General features: G+C 69.8%; 19 protein-coding genes. 8 read left to right on the top strand and 11 right to left on the bottom strand.

The annotated features are described in order from the left end of the window. Nucleotides 1–4 precede the first annotated feature (4 nt). Genes AX721_RS24890 through AX721_RS24880 form a run of 3 tightly spaced genes read right to left on the bottom strand, consistent with a single transcriptional unit; the run spans nucleotide 5 to nucleotide 2,774 of the window. Entirely contained in the window at nucleotides 5–766 is a 762-nt protein-coding gene (locus AX721_RS24890; RefSeq protein ID WP_068878657.1) for a DUF4908 domain-containing protein, read from the bottom strand. A gap of 55 nt (nucleotides 767–821) precedes the next feature. After that, complete coding sequence (phbB, locus tag AX721_RS24885; protein ID WP_068878656.1) at nucleotides 822–1,547, bottom strand: acetoacetyl-CoA reductase; 726 nt, start codon at nucleotides 1,545–1,547, stop codon at nucleotides 822–824. 51 nt (nucleotides 1,548–1,598) lie between these two features. Further along, entirely contained in the window at nucleotides 1,599–2,774 is a 1,176-nt protein-coding gene (locus tag AX721_RS24880; protein WP_068878655.1) for an acetyl-CoA C-acetyltransferase, read from the bottom strand. Between the two features lie 174 nt (nucleotides 2,775–2,948). Between AX721_RS24880 and phaR the strand changes: the two genes are divergently transcribed. Together phaR and AX721_RS24870 are read left to right on the top strand one after the other, a co-directional pair. Then, entirely contained in the window at nucleotides 2,949–3,578 is a 630-nt protein-coding gene (phaR, locus tag AX721_RS24875) for a polyhydroxyalkanoate synthesis repressor PhaR (RefSeq protein ID WP_068878654.1), read from the top strand. A gap of 34 nt (nucleotides 3,579–3,612) precedes the next feature. Further along, on the top strand, nucleotides 3,613–3,945 hold the full coding sequence (locus tag AX721_RS24870; protein ID WP_068878653.1) for a hypothetical protein: 333 nt from the start codon (nucleotides 3,613–3,615) through the stop codon (nucleotides 3,943–3,945). Here the strand turns inward: AX721_RS24870 and AX721_RS24865 are convergent. Next, nucleotides 3,942–4,256, bottom strand: coding sequence for a helix-turn-helix transcriptional regulator (locus AX721_RS24865; RefSeq protein ID WP_068878652.1), 315 nt, complete (start codon nucleotides 4,254–4,256; stop codon nucleotides 3,942–3,944). The two genes, AX721_RS24870 and AX721_RS24865, sit on opposite strands and share 4 nt — an antisense overlap. A 213-nt stretch (nucleotides 4,257–4,469) precedes the next feature. On the opposite strand from AX721_RS24865, the gene AX721_RS24860 reads away from it, so the two are divergent. After that, nucleotides 4,470–4,871, top strand: a complete 402-nt coding sequence (locus tag AX721_RS24860; RefSeq protein WP_068878651.1) for an SRPBCC family protein — start codon at nucleotides 4,470–4,472, stop codon at nucleotides 4,869–4,871. Here AX721_RS24860 and AX721_RS24855 read toward each other — a convergent pair. After that, nucleotides 4,868–5,650: a glycosyltransferase family 2 protein gene (locus tag AX721_RS24855; RefSeq protein ID WP_068878650.1), complete on the bottom strand. Its 783-nt coding sequence runs from the start codon at nucleotides 5,648–5,650 to the stop codon at nucleotides 4,868–4,870. The two genes, AX721_RS24860 and AX721_RS24855, sit on opposite strands and share 4 nt — an antisense overlap. Here AX721_RS24855 and AX721_RS24850 point away from each other — a divergent pair. Next, entirely contained in the window at nucleotides 5,649–7,328 is a 1,680-nt protein-coding gene (locus AX721_RS24850) for a glycosyltransferase family 39 protein (RefSeq protein WP_068878649.1), read from the top strand. The two genes, AX721_RS24855 and AX721_RS24850, sit on opposite strands and share 2 nt — an antisense overlap. Beyond that, nucleotides 7,325–8,242 (top strand): hydroxymethylglutaryl-CoA lyase, encoded by a 918-nt coding sequence (locus AX721_RS24845; protein ID WP_068878648.1) that lies wholly within the window; start codon nucleotides 7,325–7,327, stop codon nucleotides 8,240–8,242. The genes AX721_RS24850 and AX721_RS24845 overlap by 4 nt, the downstream gene beginning before the upstream one ends. Nucleotides 8,243–8,246: 4 nt before the next feature. On the opposite strand, the gene AX721_RS24840 is transcribed toward AX721_RS24845, so the two are convergent. Next, on the bottom strand, nucleotides 8,247–9,128 hold the full coding sequence (locus AX721_RS24840) for a TraB/GumN family protein (protein ID WP_068878647.1): 882 nt from the start codon (nucleotides 9,126–9,128) through the stop codon (nucleotides 8,247–8,249). 24 nt (nucleotides 9,129–9,152) lie between these two features. Beyond that, nucleotides 9,153–10,172: a 2'-deoxycytidine 5'-triphosphate deaminase gene (locus AX721_RS24835; RefSeq protein WP_068878646.1), complete on the bottom strand. Its 1,020-nt coding sequence runs from the start codon at nucleotides 10,170–10,172 to the stop codon at nucleotides 9,153–9,155. Between the two features lie 140 nt (nucleotides 10,173–10,312). On the opposite strand from AX721_RS24835, the gene metZ reads away from it, so the two are divergent. Beyond that, nucleotides 10,313–11,497: an O-succinylhomoserine sulfhydrylase gene (gene metZ, locus AX721_RS24830; RefSeq protein WP_068878645.1), complete on the top strand. Its 1,185-nt coding sequence runs from the start codon at nucleotides 10,313–10,315 to the stop codon at nucleotides 11,495–11,497. Here the strand turns inward: metZ and AX721_RS24825 are convergent. Next, entirely contained in the window at nucleotides 11,494–12,312 is an 819-nt protein-coding gene (locus AX721_RS24825; RefSeq protein WP_068878644.1) for an amidohydrolase family protein, read from the bottom strand. The genes metZ and AX721_RS24825 overlap by 4 nt on opposite strands. A gap of 80 nt (nucleotides 12,313–12,392) precedes the next feature. Between AX721_RS24825 and AX721_RS24820 the strand changes: the two genes are divergently transcribed. Then, entirely contained in the window at nucleotides 12,393–12,836 is a 444-nt protein-coding gene (locus AX721_RS24820; protein ID WP_068878643.1) for a MarR family winged helix-turn-helix transcriptional regulator, read from the top strand. Here AX721_RS24820 and AX721_RS24815 read toward each other — a convergent pair. After that, entirely contained in the window at nucleotides 12,833–13,726 is an 894-nt protein-coding gene (locus tag AX721_RS24815; protein ID WP_068878642.1) for an Hsp33 family molecular chaperone, read from the bottom strand. The two genes, AX721_RS24820 and AX721_RS24815, sit on opposite strands and share 4 nt — an antisense overlap. A gap of 122 nt (nucleotides 13,727–13,848) precedes the next feature. Here AX721_RS24815 and AX721_RS24810 point away from each other — a divergent pair, with 122 nt between their 5' ends. After that, nucleotides 13,849–14,235 carry a hypothetical protein gene (locus AX721_RS24810; protein ID WP_068878641.1) on the top strand — a complete coding sequence of 129 codons (387 nt, stop codon included), beginning with the start codon at nucleotides 13,849–13,851 and terminating at the stop codon, nucleotides 14,233–14,235. A 31-nt stretch (nucleotides 14,236–14,266) separates the two neighbouring features. On the opposite strand, the gene argF is transcribed toward AX721_RS24810, so the two are convergent. Next, nucleotides 14,267–15,202 (bottom strand): ornithine carbamoyltransferase, encoded by a 936-nt coding sequence (argF, locus tag AX721_RS24805; RefSeq protein WP_068878640.1) that lies wholly within the window; start codon nucleotides 15,200–15,202, stop codon nucleotides 14,267–14,269. After that, complete coding sequence (locus tag AX721_RS24800) at nucleotides 15,199–16,437, bottom strand: aspartate aminotransferase family protein (RefSeq protein ID WP_068878639.1); 1,239 nt, start codon at nucleotides 16,435–16,437, stop codon at nucleotides 15,199–15,201. Before AX721_RS24800 ends, argF begins: the two co-directional genes overlap by 4 nt. Between the last annotated feature and the right edge of the window lie 212 nt (nucleotides 16,438–16,649).

The raw sequence follows: 16,649 nt of genomic DNA, 5'->3' as shown, positions 1-16,649 counted from the left end.
CGGGTCACCGCCCGCGGGCGACCTTGATGATGCGGTCGGACGACGGCCGGCCGGCGAGGCCCTCGGCGGGGGTGACCACGATGGTCAGGACGCCGTTCTTCAGCGTCGCCTGGGGCTTGCGGCCCTCCTGGAAGCGGACGCGATTCACCTGGCTGAGCAGCGCCCGGCCGTCCTTGCGCTGCGACAGCCGGATGATGGCCACACTGGTCACGACGGCGGCGTCGGCGATCAGGGCGGAAGAGGCTGGCGTGGCCTCGGCCTCGAACAGCATCGGCCGGCGGGCCGCGCGGCTGGCGCGCAGCGAGGCCTGGGCCATTCGCTCGAACACCGCCTGTGGGCTCATGGGCGCAAGGCGCAGCGGCGCGCCGCCACCGGCCAGCGACACCGCCTCGCCGCTGGGGCGCTGGTCTGTGAACAGGGTGAAGCCGCCCAGTCGCGTGATCCGCAGGACCGGCTCGCCCAGGTCGTTCTTGTAGATGACATCGCCCCGGGGCGCGGGATTGGGCGCCAGGGCCCACACTTCCGGACTGTCCTCGAACTTGAGCATCGGGACCGGCTGGGTGCGGTCCAGGATGAAGACGCGGCCTTCCTCGGACACGTAGCGGGCGATCTGCGGGCGCGAGGCCTCGGCGCCGCGATGCTTGAACAGCCCCTCGCGCAGGCGGTCCACGGGCCCGGCGCCGGCCGAATGCGCGAACGCCAGGGCGGCGACGCCAACCACCGCCGCGCAGATCACCCCCCTCGACGCCGTCCGCTCACCTGTCATGCCAAGCTAGCAGATGCCTGTTGATCGGGGCGCTTTTTGGACGTCGCCGTGACCTTCACCCGACCAGGTATTGACCGCCGTTCAGCGAAAGCGTCGTGCCGGTCACATAGCCGGCCTGTTCACCGGCCAGGAAGGACACGGTATCGGCGATTTCATCGCCGCGACCCAGGCGACCGGTCGGGATCTGGGCGATAATGCCTTCCAGCACCTTGGGCGGGACGGCCTGGACCATCTCGGTGTCGATGTAGCCGGGCGCCACGCAGTTGACCGTGACGCCCTTGCGCGCGTTCTCCAGCGCCAGGGCCTTGGTGAAGCCGATCACGCCGGCCTTGGCGGCCGAATAGTTGGTCTGACCGATCTGGCCCTTCTGGCCGTTGATCGAGGAGATGTTGATGATCCGGCCCCAGCCGCGGTCGCGCATGCCCTCGATCACCTGCCGGGTCATGTTGAAGAGCGAATCCATGTTCACGCGGATGACCTCGCTCCACTGCTCGGAGGTCATCTTGTGGAACACGCCGTCGCGCGTGATGCCGGCGTTGTTGACCAGCACGTCGATCGGCCCCAGCTCGGCCCCGACCTTCTCCACGGCGTGCTTGCAGTCCATGAAGTTGCCGACGTTGCCCTTCACGACCATGACGCCAAGGCTCCTGGCGCACTCGGCCGCGGCCTCGTCATTGCCGGAGTAGCCCGCGGCCACCAGCATCCCGTCGGACTTCAGGCGCTCGACGATCGCCCGACCGATGCCACGGGTTCCACCCGTGACCAGCGCAACCCTGGCCATTCCCGTCGTTCTCCCTAATCCGCCGTCACCCGTTGATTCAGGCGTTCGGCATCAAACCTTTTCCACGCACATTGCGACACCCATACCGCCGCCGACGCAAAGCGTGGCCAGGCCCTTCGTCGCATCGGTGCGGTTCATCTCGTGCAGCAGGGTGGTGAGGATCCGGGCGCCCGAGGCGCCGATCGGGTGACCGATGGCGATGGCGCCGCCATTGACGTTCACCTTGTCCGGATCCAGGCCCAGTTCGCGCACCACGCACAGCGACTGCGCGGCGAAGGCCTCGTTCGATTCGATCAGGTCGAGGTCCGAGACCTTCCAGCCGGCCTTCTCCAGGGCCTTGCGGCTGGCCGGGATCGGCCCCGTGCCCATGATTTCCGGGTCCACGCCGGCATGGGCCCAGGAGGCGATGCGGGCCAGGGGCGTCAGGCCGCGGTTCTTGGCCTCGTCGGCGCTCATCAGCACCAGGGCGGCGGCCCCGTCGTTGAGGCCCGAGGCGTTGGCCGCGGTCACCGAGCCGTCCTTGGTGAAGGCGGGACGCAGGCCCGCGACGCTTTCCAGGGTCGCGCCGTGGCGGATGTATTCGTCCTTGTCGACCACCGTGTCGCCCTTGCGGCCCTTGATGGTCACCGGCGCGATCTCGCCGTCGAACTTCCCGGCCTTCTGGGCGGCCTCGGCGCGATTTTGCGACGCGACCGCGAACTTGTCCTGGTCCTCGCGGGTGATCTGCCAGCGGGCGGCGATGTTCTCGGCCGTCTGGCCCATGTGGTAGCCGTGGAAGGCGTCCCACAGGCCGTCTTTGATCATGGTGTCAACGAAGGCCAGGTCGCCCATCTTCTGGCCGCCGCGCAGGTTCTGGGCGTGCGGCGACTGGCTCATGCTCTCCTGACCGCCGGCGATGACGATCTTGGCCGAGCCCTCGGCAATCTGCTGGGCGCCCAGGGCCACGGCGCGCAGGCCCGAGCCGCAAAGCTGGTTGAGGCTCCAGGCCGGGCTCTCCACCGGGATCCCCGCATTGACCGCCGCCTGGCGGGCCGGGCCCTGGCCGGCGCCGGCCTGCAGCACCTGGCCCATGATCACCTCTTCCACGTCGCTGGCCGAAATGCCCGCGCGCTCCACCGCCGCCTGGATGGCGATCTTGCCCAGCTCATGGGCCGGCAGGCTCGACAGCGCGCCGTTGAAGGAACCCACGGGCGTGCGGGCGGCGGAGACGATGACGATGTCGCTCATGGCGGATCCTGAGGTTTCCGGGGACGATCCAGGCCTCATCTATCAACCCCACCCGGGGGGAGGGCAAGGCCGGTCGTGCAATTGCTTGATGCCATTTGCTTATGCGCTCGCATCCGCGATACTGCGGTGCAGAAAGGCCGGTGAGTCATCGCCAGGCCGCGCGAAGGATTAGGGATGGCCGACACCCAAGGAACCGGCGCCGACGCCCAGGGAAGTTCCTCCGGAGGCGAGCGCGTCGTCATCAAGAAGTACGCCAACCGGCGTCTCTACAACACCGCCTCGTCCAGCTATGTCACCCTCGAGCACCTGAGCGAGATGGTGAAGCAGGGTGTCGATTTCGTGGTCTACGACGCCAAGACCAACGAGGACATCACCCGCACCGTCCTCACCCAGATCATCTTCGAGGAAGAGAGCCAGGGACAGAGCCTGCTGCCGATCCAGTTCCTGCGGCAGCTGATCAGCTTCTACGGCAATTCCATGCAGGCCTTCCTGCCGAGCTACCTCGAGCTGTCGCTGGCCAGCTTCACCCAGCAGCAGGAGCGGCTGCGCAACCAGCTCTCCAGCTTCGGCCAGGCCGGCGGGATCGCGAACTACGAAGACCAGATCCGCCAGAACCTGCAGCTCTTCGACCGGGCGATGAAGATGTTCTCGCCGTTCGCCTATGCGCCCACCGCCCAGCGCGCCGAGGAACCCGCTCCGGCCCCTGCGACAAAAGCGGATGCCGGTTCGGATGAGGCGTTAACCCTCTTGCGCAAGCAGATGGCGGAGATGCAAGCTCAGCTGGACAAACTGGCGAAAGGCTGAGTTGCGGCCTGCATATTGCAGGCTGTGCGACACGATGTCCCGGATTGATCGCATCCAGCGCGCGGTCTCGGCGCGCCGAGCGTCGAAGACCGAAGCCGACCGGACCGAGCAGGGCCGGCCCGCGGGCGCGACCAACCTGCCGGTCCCGGTGAGCCCGGTGGAGCCGCCGCGCACCTTCCGCGACGAGCGTCCCCGCGGCTATGCCGAGTTCGCGGCCCAGATCATCGGCCAGGGCGGCGAGCGCCGGGGCCTGCGCGCCGGCGCCTCGCTGCTGGACCACGCCCGGCACGCCTACAACCGCACCGAATGGTCGGGCAGCTACGATCGCCGCGCCCGCAAGGGCCGGGCGGCGCGCGAAGACATCTAGTCGTCGCCGCGCAGCCGCGCGAGTTCAGCCTCCAGCGCCGTCACCCGCCGCTCCAGGTTCGCGATCCTCTGTTCCGGGGAGACGGCCGGCGTGGGCGTGGAGATCCCGGCCCGATTGGCGATCTCCGCCGGCGTGACGCCCAGAAGTTCCGCGAAGGCCGAAACCTGCCCGGCGGAAAGTTCCCGCTGGTCCTTGAAGACCAGGGCGAGTTCGGCCTCGCTCAGGCCGGCCGCGGCCGCCAGAACGGCGCGCGACAGGCCTCTCTCCTCGAGTTTTCCGTCGAACCAGGGGGCGTCGAAGAAGAGGGCCATGGGCGGACCTGGGTTGGCGCAGGACTTGCTTAACCGTGTTGGTAACCCGCGGCCACGGACCGGCAAATGCTGCTCTTCCTCTCCCGTTTCGTCGACGTCGCGCTCGTGGCGATGATCCTGAGCGCCTTCACCTGATCGGGTGACCCCGGCCGATTCCCGCCAGCACCCCCGGCTCGGGAGCGCCAGATTGCAGCTCAGGACAAGGAGCTGCCCATGACCACCATCATCGAGACCGTCGAGATCGACGCCCCCGCCGACGCCGTCTGGGACGCCGTCGCGGACTTCGGCGCCGTGCACCGCCGCTTCGCCCCAGGGTTCGTGACCAATGTAGAGCTGATTGCGGGCGCCCGGATGGTCACCTTCGGCAACGGCATGGTTGTCAAGGAGCTGTTCCTGGGCTGCGACCACGAGGCCCGGCGCCTCGCTTATTCCGTGCGGACCGAGCGGTTCACCCACCACTCGGCCAGCTTCCAGGTGGCCGACCTCGGCCCCGGACGCAGCCGCCTGACCTGGATCGCCGACGTCCTGCCGGAAGAGATCGCGCCGATGGTGGAGGAGATGATGACGGCGGGCATCGCCGTGGCCGGGCGGACGCTGGGCCGGATCCCCGCCTAGACCTCGTCCACGCCGCCCGGGTTGCGGGCCCTCGACTGGAGCCACATCACGCCGAACAGGTCCGACAGCGAGGCCACCAGCCGGCCGAAGTTCGTGTACTTGGACTGGCCCGTCTGGCGGTGGCGATGGTTCACCGGCCGGAACTCCACGCGGTAGCCCTCGCGCAGCATGAGCGCCGGCAGGTAGCGGTGGATGTGGTCGAAGTACGGAAGCCGCAGGAACGCCTCGCGCCGGAAGGCCTTGAGGCCGCAACCGGTGTCGTTGGCCGTGTCCTTCAAGAGGCGCTTGCGCACGCCGTTGCCGATCCGGGACGCGAACTTCTTGGCCTGGCTGTCCTGGCGCTTCACCCGCTCGCCGCCGACCAGGGCCAGCTCCGGGGGGCCCGCCGCCAGCGCGTCGACCAGGGCCGGCCCGTCGGCCGGATCGTTCTGGCCATCGCCGTCCAGGGTGACGACCACCGGCGCGCGGGCGGCCAGGATGCCGGTCCGCAGCGAGCGGCTCTGGCCCGAGTTCCGGCGGTGAGCCAACACGCGCAGTTGCGGGATCTCGGCGGCCAGCGCCTTCAGCGCGGCCCGTGTCCCGTCTCGGCTGGCGTCGTCCACGAAGATCATCTCGTAGGACCGGCCGGCGAAGGCGGCGGCGATCTCGCGCGCCAGGCCGGGCGCCGCGCCCTCCTCGTCGTAGACGGGGATCACCACCGAGATGTCGGGCGCGGAAGCCATCGCCCGCTCATAGCGGAAAACGTGGCGTGAGAAAGGATCGTGGTATGCACGGCCCATGACGCTGGATGCGGTCCTGACGAAATGGAGCGGCGGTTGGCGGGGGCCGGCGCTCGCCGCCTTCATCGCCTTCCTGGCCGGCCTGCCCGGCCTCGTGGCCATGCCGCCGCTCGACCGCGACGAGGCGCGGTTCGCCCAAGCCACGGCGCAGATGCTGGAGAGCGACGACTATGTCGTGATCCGTTTCCAGGACGCCCCGCGGTTCAAGAAGCCGGTGGGCATCCACTGGCTGCAGGCCGCCAGCGTGAGCCTGGTGTCGAGCCCGGAGGCGCGGCAGATCCGGGCCTATCGCCTGCCCTCGCTGTTGGGCGCCATGCTGGCCGCGGCGGCCTGCGCCTGGGGGGCGGCGGGCTTCTTCGACCGACGGACGGCGCTGCTGGCCGGGGCGCTGCTGGGCGGCTGCCTCCTCGTCTCCACAGAGGCGTTCATCGCCAAGACCGATTCGGCCCTGGCGGGGACCACGACGCTGGCCTTGGCGGCGCTGGGCCGCCTGTACGCCGCGCAGCGCGGCGGCGAGCCGGCCGGACGGCGCGCGGTCTGGATCTTCTGGGCGGCGCTGGCGGCCTCGACGCTGATCAAGGGGCCCATCGGTCCTATGGTGGCCGCCTTCGCCATGATCACCCTGGCGATCTGGGACCGCCGCACCGGATGGCTTGCAGGGCTGAGGTGGTGGTGGGGCCTGATCATCGTCCTGGCGGTCGTCGGCCCGTGGGCCGGGGCGGTGACCGTCGCCACCGATGGCGGCTTCTGGTCGGAAGCCGTGGGCTCGGACCTCGCCCCGAAGCTGGCCGGCGGGCAGGAGACCCATGGCGCGCCGCCGGGCTACCACCTTCTGCTGACCCCCCTGCTCGCCTTCCCCATGACCCTGCTGCTGCCGGCCGCGGCGGTGGCGGCGTGGCGGCATAGAGCCGAGCCCGGGGTCCGCTTCGCCCTTGCCTGGCTGGTCCCCGCCTGGATCGTGTTCGAGGCGCTGCCCACCAAGCTGCCGCACTATCTGATGCCGGCCTACGGCGGCCTGGCCTGGCTGGCGGCGCGGGCCCTGGCCGAGCCTATCGGAGCGGTCGCGCGCTGGCTGGGCGCCGGGCTGCTGGCGCTGATGGGCCTGGTCTTGGCGGGCGCCGTCTTCTACCTGCTGTCCGTCTATGGCGATCCCTCGGACGCCTGGGCGGCGACGCTGGCCGGCGGCCTGTTCGCGGCGGCGGCGCTGGTCGGGGCCTATCTGATGGCCCGACAGGCGCAGCAGGCGGCGGTGCTGGGCGCCCTCGGCCTGGCCATCCTGGCGCACGGCGCCCTGGCGGCGGCGTTCGCGCCGCGGCTGGATCCGCTGTGGCTGTCGGCGCGGCTGGAGCACGCCCTGGAGCAGACGCGCCTCTTGCCGCGGCAGGGCGTCGCCGAGGCCCCCGTGGCCGTCGCCGGCTTCGCCGAGCCCAGCCTGGTCTTCGCCCTGGGCACGGCCACCGAGCTGCACGGCCCCGCCGAGGCCGCCCAGGCGATCGTCGAGGGCCGCCCAGCCATCGTCGAGCAGCGCGAGGAGGCCGCCTTCCGCGAAGCGCTGGAGGCCCGGGCGGGAACCGCCATGCTGGTCGCGAGCGTTGGCGGCATCAACTACTCCAAGGGTGATCCCATGACGCTGCGGGTCTATGTGGCGCCCGAAGTCCTGAACGAGGTCAGACGATGAGCCGGCGTATCGAGATCGTGGAGGTCGGCCCCCGCGACGGTCTGCAGAACGAGAAGACGCTGCTCGACGTGGGCCAGAAGCTGGAGATGATCCAGCGGCTGGAGGCCGCGGGCGCCCGGCGCATGGAGGTGGTCTCGTTCGTCAATCCCAAGCGCGTGCCGCAGATGGCCGGCGCCGAAGAAATCATGGCCGCCCTGCCCCGCAAGGAAGGGCGCTCGCGCATTGGCCTCGTCCTGAACCTGCGCGGCTGGGAACGCTGCCTGGACGCCGGGTGCGACGAGGCGAACGTGGTGGTGTGCGCCAGCGACGGCTTCGGCATCCGCAACCAGGGCGCCTCGGTGGACGAGCAGATCACCACCATGGCCAACATCATGGGCGTGCGCCGCAAGGAGGACCCGCCGGTGACGGTCACCGTCTCGGTGGCGTTCGGCTGCCCCTTCGACGGCGAGGTGCCGGAGGAACGCGTGGTGGAGATCGTGAAGGCGGCCGCCGACCTGCGCGTGGCCGAGATCGCCCTGGCCGACACTATCGGCGTGGCCGACCCCTGGATGGTCCGCCGCCGGGTGGAGCTGGCGCGGAAGGCCGCCGGCCACATCCCCCTGCGCCTGCATTTCCACGACACGCGCAACACGGGCCTCGCCAACGCCTATGCCGGCGTGGAGGCGGGCGTCGATATCCTGGACGCCAGCGTCGGCGGCCTGGGCGGCTGCCCGTTCGCGCCGAACGCCACCGGCAACATCGGCACCGAGGACCTCGTCTACATGCTGGAGCGGGGCGGGTTCGAGACGGGCTACGACCTCGGCAAGCTGATCGAGATCGGCAACTGGGCGGCGGACCTGCTGGGCAAGCGCGCGAGTTCCGCCCTGAGCCGGGCAGGCGGCTTTCCGATGACCGTGCCCGTCGCCGTGCCCTGAGCGGCTACTGGACCCGTTCGACCCGGAAGCCGCGGGCCGCCAGCAGGGTCGGCAGTCCGTCGGGACCGACGAGGTGGAAGGCGCCCACGTTGACCAGTTCGACGCCCGAGCCCGCCATCCCTGCCGCGAGGCGGTCGGCCCAGGCCTCGTTCCGGCGGCGCAGGAAGACATCGTAGAGGGCCGGATTGTCGCTGCGCATGTCGGCGATGTGCGCATCGCCAAGCGTTCCCGCGGCCCAGGCTTGTTCCAGGCTCGCCGGCTTGAACGGCAGGCGCAGGCGCGGCCCCCGGCTGCGCTCGCGCACCACGTCGGCCAGATAGCGGACCTCGGAATCCTCCGGCAGGCTGGCGAACATGCGGGCTTGATCCTCAAGCGTCTCGAACGTGCGGATGCGCTTGGATTCCGCCCGGGCCGCCCGGGTAATGGTGGCGTCCGCGCCCTTGTCCACCGAGGCGCCGCGCGCCAGGGCGGGCTGCATGGACAGCATCAGCGCCGCCGCCCAGGGGCGCAGGTGGTCCACCCGAGCCAGATCGGTCTGGCGGGCCAGGGCGCCCAGGTCGGAGGGCGCCAGCTTGCGGCTGAGCGGCCGGTCGGGATCGACCCCATAGCGGCGGACCAGCAGTCGCAGGGTGTCCGGGTCGCCCGACTGCAGGTCCGCTTCGAACCAGACGGTCCCGGCCCGGGCCAGAACCGCGTCGTAGAGCGGCGTGCGCCAGGCCTGGCCTGGCTGCAGCGCGTGCAGGGTGCCGAAGAGGAAGACCTGACTGTCGGCGTCCGAGACGCGCCACATGGCCGGCGCCGCCTGGGCCGTCCCCACAAGTCCCAAGATCATCGCGCCCGCCGCCCCGGCGAGCCTGCGCATCCAACCCACGGTGTCCCCCGACATCGAGCGCCCATCAGGCGTGGGGGATTATGGCTCCCAAACCCGGAAATGCTTCGACAATTTCAGGCCCTGGCGCTGGTAGTGCGACCCTAGGTCGCCATAGAGGCGCGTGGGACGCTCGGTGAGCGGTTCGTAGACAAGCCGGGCCACCGTCTGGCCGTCCTCCAGGATGAACGGTGTCTCGTGGCTGCGGACCTCCAGTACGCCCTTGGAGCCCTTGCCATGCGCCTCGTCGGTGCCGAAGCCAGGATCGAAGAAACCGGCGTAGTGAACACGGAATTCGCCGACCGACGGATCGATGGGCGTCATCTCCGCGGCCTCCATGACCGGGATCTCCACCGCCTGCTTCGAAGCCAGGATGTAGAACTCGCCGGGGTCCAGCAGCAGCTGGCCGTTGCGGGGGACCAGAGGCTCCCAGAAGTCCTTGGGGTCGTGGCCGTCCTCGTGGTCCAGGTCGACAACGCCGGCGTGGCGGCGGCCGCGGAAGCCCGCGATGTCGCCCGTCAGGTCGACGCCCACGCTCTCCGTCCGCAGGCGGGCGGGCACGCCGGCCTTCAGCCGGAGCTGGTTGAGGCGCGTGCCCGAGCGCACCAGCACCGAGAAGGTCTGCGGCGCGATCTCCATGTAGAGCGGACCTTCATAGCCCTCGTCCACGTCGTCGAAGGCGTCGCCGTAGTCGGTGATCACCCGGACGAAGACATCGACGCGGCCGGTGGAGCTTTTCGGGTTGGCGCGGGCCGACACGCCCTTGGGCAGCTTCACCCGCTCCTGCAGCTCGGCGATGTAGACGCAGCCGCGCTCCAGCACCGCGCCCTTGGTGAGGTCCAGCTCGTGCATGGCCACCTCGGCGATGCGTTGGCGGACCGTGCCGTGGCGGGGCAGGAAGGACGCGCGCACGCGCCAGGCCTTGCCCGCGAGGCGCAGGTCGAGGCTGGCCGGCTGGACCTGGTCGGGCTCCCACGGCGTCGCCGACGCGATGGCGCCGCCGGCGATCAGGGCTTCGATGGATTGGCAGGGCAGGATGCCCGGGGCGTTGAACTCGCTCATGGGCCGCGAACCCTTACCGCAGAACCGCGATGTGGCAAGGCTTGGCCGAGCGGAATTGGGGCCGCCCTCAGGAAAGCGGACCTTGACGGCGCCGGGTGCGGAGCGTTCAAGCGGCCCAGTTTTTCTTGAAGGAGGCCATGATGGCGGAAGACCCGCGCGACTGGGAAATCGAGACCCGAGCGGTGCGCGGCGGCCTCATGCGCACCGAGCACGGCGAGATTTCCGAAGCGCTCTTCCTGAACCAGAGCTTCGCCTACGAAAGCGCGGCGGCGGCCGATGCGCGCTTCGCCGGCAACGCGCCGGGCTTCATCTACCAGCGGTTCGGCAACCCGACGACGCAGATGTTCGAGGACCGCCTCGCGCTCATGGAGGGGGCCGAGCAATGCAAGGCGACCGCCTCCGGCATGGCGGCGGTCCAGCTCGCCCTGATGGGTCTGGTCCGCGCCGGCGACCACATCGTGGCGGGCCGCGCCCTGTTCGGCTCGTGCCGCTGGATCCTCTCGGAGTGGATGCCGCGGTTCGGGGTGGAGACCACCTATGTGGACGCCACCGACCTGGAGGCCTGGAAGAACGCCGTGCGGCCGAACACCAAGTGCTTCCTGGTGGAAAGCCCGGCCAATCCGCTCCTGGAGGTCACCGCCATCGGCGCGGTGGCCGAGATCGCCCATGCGGCCGGCGCCAAGCTGGTGGTGGACAACGTCTTCGCCACGCCGATCTTCCAGAAGCCGCTGGCCCTGGGCGCGGACATCGTCGTCTATTCGGCCACCAAGCACATCGACGGCCAGGGCCGGGTCCTGGGCGGGGCGATCCTGGGCGCCGCCGAGTTGATGACCGAAGCCTACAAGGACATGCACCGCCACACCGGGCCGGCGCTGTCCCCCTTCAACGCCTGGGTGCTGTTGAAGGGGCTGGAGACGCTGGAGCTGCGCGTGCGCCGCCAGACCGAGAACTGCGCCAAGGTCGCCGACGCCATCGCCGCCCATTCCAAGGCGCTGAAGACCATCTATCCCGGCCGGGCGGACCACCCGCAGGCGTCGATCATCGCCAACCAGATGACCGGCGGCGGCAATGTGGTCGCCTTCGACCTGGGCAGCCGCGACGCCGCCTGGCGCTTCCTGGACGCCCTGCAGATCGTCGACATCTCCAACAACCTCGGCGACGCCAAGTCGATGGCCACGCACCCTTGCACCACCACCCACCGCTCCATGCCCGAGGCCGAGCGCCTGGAGATCGGCCTGACCGAGGGCTGGGTGCGGATGAGCGTCGGCCTGGAAGGCCCCGGCGACCTGGTGCGTGACGTGTCGCGGGCGCTGGACGCCGCCTAAGCCGCCAGCCTGAACACCTTGCGCGCCGCGCCCTCGAGAAACAGCTCGCGGGCGCGGTCGTCGAGGCCGAGATCGTCCAGCGCCGCCAAGGCATGCTTCGGCGAGACCATGGGCCAGTTGGTGCCGAACATGACGCGGCCCGCCCCCTGCCCGCGCATGAAGTCGGTGAGTTGGGGCGGCAGGCGCGCCACGGTGTAGGCCGAGGTGTCGACGTAGAAGTTCGGGTACTTGCGGGCCAGGGACAGCACCTCGTCCATCCACGGGAACCCAACGTGGCCGCCGATCACGCGGAGGTCGGGGAAGTCCAGCAGCACGTCGTCCAGATAGGGAATCGGACGGCCGGGCTCGGAGCGGCACAGCGGGCCGGTGTGACCGATCTGCGTGCAGAACGGCAAACCGGCCTCCACGCAGGCCACATAGACCGGATAGTAGCGCCGATCGTTCGGCGGCAGGTCCCACAGCCAGGGCACGACGCGCACGCCCACGAAGCCAGGATTGGCGGCGTGCTCGCGGATCGTGCGGACGGCGCCCATGGGATCGTTCAAGTCCACCGTCATCAGGCCGCGCAGGCGGTCGGGCGCCTGGGCGACGGCCTCGGCGACCTCTTCATTCGTGATCAGCCATCCGCCGGGGCCGCACCACGCGGAGAGGAAGGTGATGTCCACGCCGCCCGCGTCCATGGCGGCCAGGGTCCGGTCGGTGGTTACCGGCGGCTCGTCACCGCGTTTGCCGGTCCAACGGTTGAGGGTCGCGAGCCACGGCTGCTGCTGGAACAGGGCATTGGGCTGCTGGGCCCAGACGTCGACGGCGCCCATCGAGGGGTTCTCCAATTTACTTCACATGGCAAGTAAATGCGGATTGAGCGCGGCTGTCAACGCGGGCTAGCTTCGCCCCCATGGATCCGGCCGGCCGCGAGCGCCTCTACCATCTGCTCCAGACGGCGGCGCACCGGCTAAAGACCCGCGCCGATCGTGACTCCCAGGGCGTTGCTGGCGTGACCGCGGCGCAGGCGGCCGTAATGTTCGTGATCGCGCGGGAGCGGGCGACGACGCAGCGGCGGGTAGCCGAACAGCTGAAGCTGAACGAATCCGCGGTGACCGGCATGGTCGGCCGCCTGATGGAGGCGGGCTTCGTCTCGCGCGCGCCCAGCCCCACGGACGGGCGCGCCTGGACCGTGACCCTGACGTCCGCCGGTGAGGCCGCCCTGGACCGCTTCCGGGTCAACCTGGACGCCCTGAACGCCGAGATTACGGCGGCGCTGGGCGGCGAGGCGGAAGTAACGCGCTTCGCCGCGGGCCTGCGGGCGATCCTGGAGATCGCGCCCAGCCGCGACGCTTAGGCGACCTCCAGCGCCTCCGGCGCCACCGCATAGACGCGGCTGCAGTACTCGCAGGTGACGTGGATCTTGCCGTCGTCCTCGACCATGTCCTCGCGCTCGGCCCGGTCGAACGACTTCAGCACGGTGACGATCCGCTCCTGGTTGCAGCGGCAGAAGGCGCGCAGCGGCTTGGAGCCGAACACCCGCACGCCGTCCTCGTGGAACAGCCGGAACAGCAGGCGGTCGGACGACAGCTCGGTGTCCAGCAGTTCGTCCTCGCCCAGCGTTTCGAAGAACGCCTGGGTCCGGACCCAGGCCTCCAGCGTGTCGCCCCGGGCGTCGTCGGCGGCGATGTACTGGATGAGGAAGCCCCCGGCGCGCCAGCCGGTCTCCTCACGGCCCACGGCCAGGCGCACGCGGGTCGGCGTCTGCTCGGACTGGGCGAAATACTGTTCGGCGCAGAGGGCCAGGGTCTCGCCATCGATGGACGTCATGCCCTGGTAGCGATCCATGTCGCTGCCCTGGTCGACGGTCATCATGAAGACGCCCTCGCCCAGGAGGGTCCTGGCGCCCGGGCGCAGGAAGCCCTGGGACACCGCCTCGACCTCGGCAGGGTCGAACCGGCAGTAGCCGCGCAGGCCGCCCGAAGTGTCATAGTCGGCCACCACGTAGCGCACGGGCCCAGCGCCGCGGGCCTCGACGATCAGCCGGCCGTCGAACTTCAGATTCGAGCCCACCAGGGCGGCGAGCGCGCAGGCCTCGCCCAGCAGGTTGGCCACCGGCTCGGGATAGTCGTGACCCCGCAGGATCTCGTCGATGGCGGGGCCGAGCCGGGTGACGCGACCGCGGACGGGTTCGCCCTCGATCTGGAAGGCGCCGACGAGGTCGTCGGGAATCTGGGTGTCGGACATGGGCCGCAATATAGGGCGCGTCGGCGAGGTTGCGAGCAGGCGAGTTGTCCTAGGCGCGCCAAGCCCCTGGCCTAACGCCGGTTTGCGTTGCAACCTTCCGGGCATCGCAGAGGGAGAGAAAGATGCTCAGAAAGGTTGCGAGCCGGCGCGCGGTGCTGCTGGCGGCGAGCCTCGCGTTGCTGGCGGCCGGGGCCGCCGGAGCCCAGCCCAAGGAGCGGAAGCCTGACTTGGCGGACGCGGTGGCCGGAACCTATGCCGGCGACGTCATCTCCGATTCCAAGGGATCGAGCCGCAGCGGGGTGACCCTGACGGTGACGCGCACGGGGCCGAACACCGTCACGGTGACGTCGGACTACCGCCGCCTGCCGCAGATCGTCGTGCCGCTGACGAGCGCGATGAACACGATCCAGCAGGCCCGCGGCGACAGCGTCTTCCTCTACGACCGCGGCAAGAAGCAGCTGGACGTCAGCTTCAACATGGAAGTGAGCTGGTCGGGCTTCCGGCAGTAGAGGCCGCCCGGACGCGGGCGCAGCTTCGCCGTCAGATCGCGCCGAAGCACCAGGCCAGGATCGACTTCTGGGCGTGGATGCGGTTTTCCGCCTCGTCCCAGACCAGGCTGGCCGGCCCGTCGATGACGGAGTCCGTCACTTCCTCGCCGCGGTGAGCCGGGAGGCAGTGCAGGAAGACGGCGTCCTTGTTGGCCACCGACATCAGCTTGTCGTCGACCTGGTAGGGCTCCAGCGCCTCGATCCGCTCGTCGTGGTCGGTGTCGCCCATGGACACCCAGGTGTCGGTGATCACGCAGTCGGCGCCGCGCACGGCCTCCACGGGATCGTGCGTGGTCATGACATGACCCTGCTGCTCGGCGGCGCGGGCTAGGTCCATCATGTCGGGATGAAAGACGGCGGGGCTGGCGATGTTGAGCTTGAAGCCCAGCTTGGGCGCCGCATGGATGAAGGATGAGCACACGTTGTTGCCGTCGCCCACCCAGGCGAGCGTCTTGCCGTAGACGTTGCCGCGGTGCTCCTCAAAGGTCATCAGGTCGGCCAGGATCTGGCACGGGTGGCTCTTGTCCGACAGGCCGTTGATGACCGGCACGGACGACCACAGGGCCAGGCGCTCCACGTCCTCGTGGACGTTGGAGCGGATCATGATGGCGTCGACCATCCGCGACAGCACGCGGGCGGTGTCCTCGATGGGCTCACCGCGGCCGAGCTGCATGTCGACGGCGTTGGAGATGATCACGTCGCCGCCGAGCTGGCGCATGGCGGCGTCGAACGAGAAGCGCGTGCGCGTCGAGTTCTTCTCGAAGATCATGGCCAGGGTCCGGCCGCGCGCGGGATGGTCCTCATCGGGCCTGCCCTTGGGCCAGCCGACGCGGGCCGCCTTGCGGGCCTTGGCGTCCTCCAGGATGATCCGCAGCTCGGTCCCGTCGAGCTTCCACAGGTCGAGGAAGTGGCGGACGGCCTTGCTCATGCCGCCGCCCCCGCCTTTTCCTTCGCCGCCTTGGCCTGAGCCGCCTCGCAGGATTTTTCCAAGAGGCCGATGGCCTCGCGGGCCTCGTCGAGGCTGAGGGTCAGCGGCGGCAGCAGGCGCACGCAGTTGTCGCCGCCGCCCGCGATCAGCAGATGGTTGTCGCGGGCGTGCTGCATGAACTCGCGGTTCGGCGTCGCCAACTTGATGCCGATCAGCAGACCCTTGCCGCGGATGTCGAGCACGACATCGGGATAGCGGTCCTTCAGGCCCGAGAGTTGCTGGTTCAGGTAGCCGGCCAGCTCGCGGACGTGGGCCAGCAGCTCGGGCTTGATCAGCTCCTCGACCGACGCCACGCCGACCGCCATGGCCAGCGGATTGCCGCCGTAGGTGGAGCCGTGGCTGCCCGGCCCCATGCCCTTGGCCGCCTCGGCGGTGGCGAGGCAGGCGCCGACCGGGAAGCCGCCGCCCAGCGCCTTGGCCACCGCCATGATGTCGGGATCGGCCGCGCCGTCCGCCCACTCGTAGGCGAAGAGCCGGCCGGTCCGGCCAAGGCCACACTGGATCTCGTCATAGATCAGCAGGGTCCCGGTCTCGTCGCAGAGCTGCCGGATCTCCTTGAGCTGGGCCTCGGTCCAGGACCGCGCCCCGCCCTCCCCCTGCACGGGCTCCAGGAGGATCGCCGCCGTGGTCGGGCCGACCAGGGCGCGCAGGCCCTCGAGGTCGCCGAACTTGGCCTGAACGAACCCGGGCAGCGGCGGGCCGAAGCCTTCGACGTAGCTGGGGTTGCCCGCGGCGAAGATGGTGGCGATCGTCCGGCCGTGGAACGAGCCGTCGAAACCGATGATGTCGATCCGCTCCGGCTGGCCGTTCGCCCAGTGATATTTGCGCGCCGTCTTGATCGCGCACTCGATCGCCTCGGCGCCCGAGTTCGTGAAGAACGCCACGTCGGCGAAGGTGTTGTCGGTGAGAAGCTTCGCCAGCTTCTCCTGGTTCGGGATCCGGAAGATGTTGGAGGTGTGCCAGAGCTTCTCGGCCTGGTCCTTCACCGCCTGCACCAGCTTGGGGTGGTTGTGGCCCAGGGCCGTCACGGCGATGCCGGCCATGCAGTCTAGGTAGGCCTCGCCCTCGGCGGTGAACAGTCGCGAGCCCTCGCCTCGCTCGAACGCCAGCGGGGCGCGCGCGTAGACGCCCATGATGTGATCGCTGGGAACGGGGGCGGAGGTCGTCTCGGCCACTGTCTGGGCCCTCCAAAATGAAACGTCCCCGCCGCGTTGAGCAGCGGGGACTGGAAGGCTTCGCCTTTTCCGCGTGAAGTGTGACGGTGTCAATCTTTTGCTCCCTCTCGGCGAGAGAGCGGCGGGAGGGAGCCTGCCCCCTCCCGCCCCGCGGCCTTAGAAGTCGGCGGTCAGGCCGATGAACAGGTAGCGGCCGAAGGCGTCATAGACCT

This window comes from Phenylobacterium sp. CCH9-H3, assembly GCF_001557235.1.
GTDB lineage: Bacteria > Pseudomonadota > Alphaproteobacteria > Caulobacterales > Caulobacteraceae > Phenylobacterium.
This window is presented reverse-complemented; position numbering and strand designations above follow the sequence as displayed.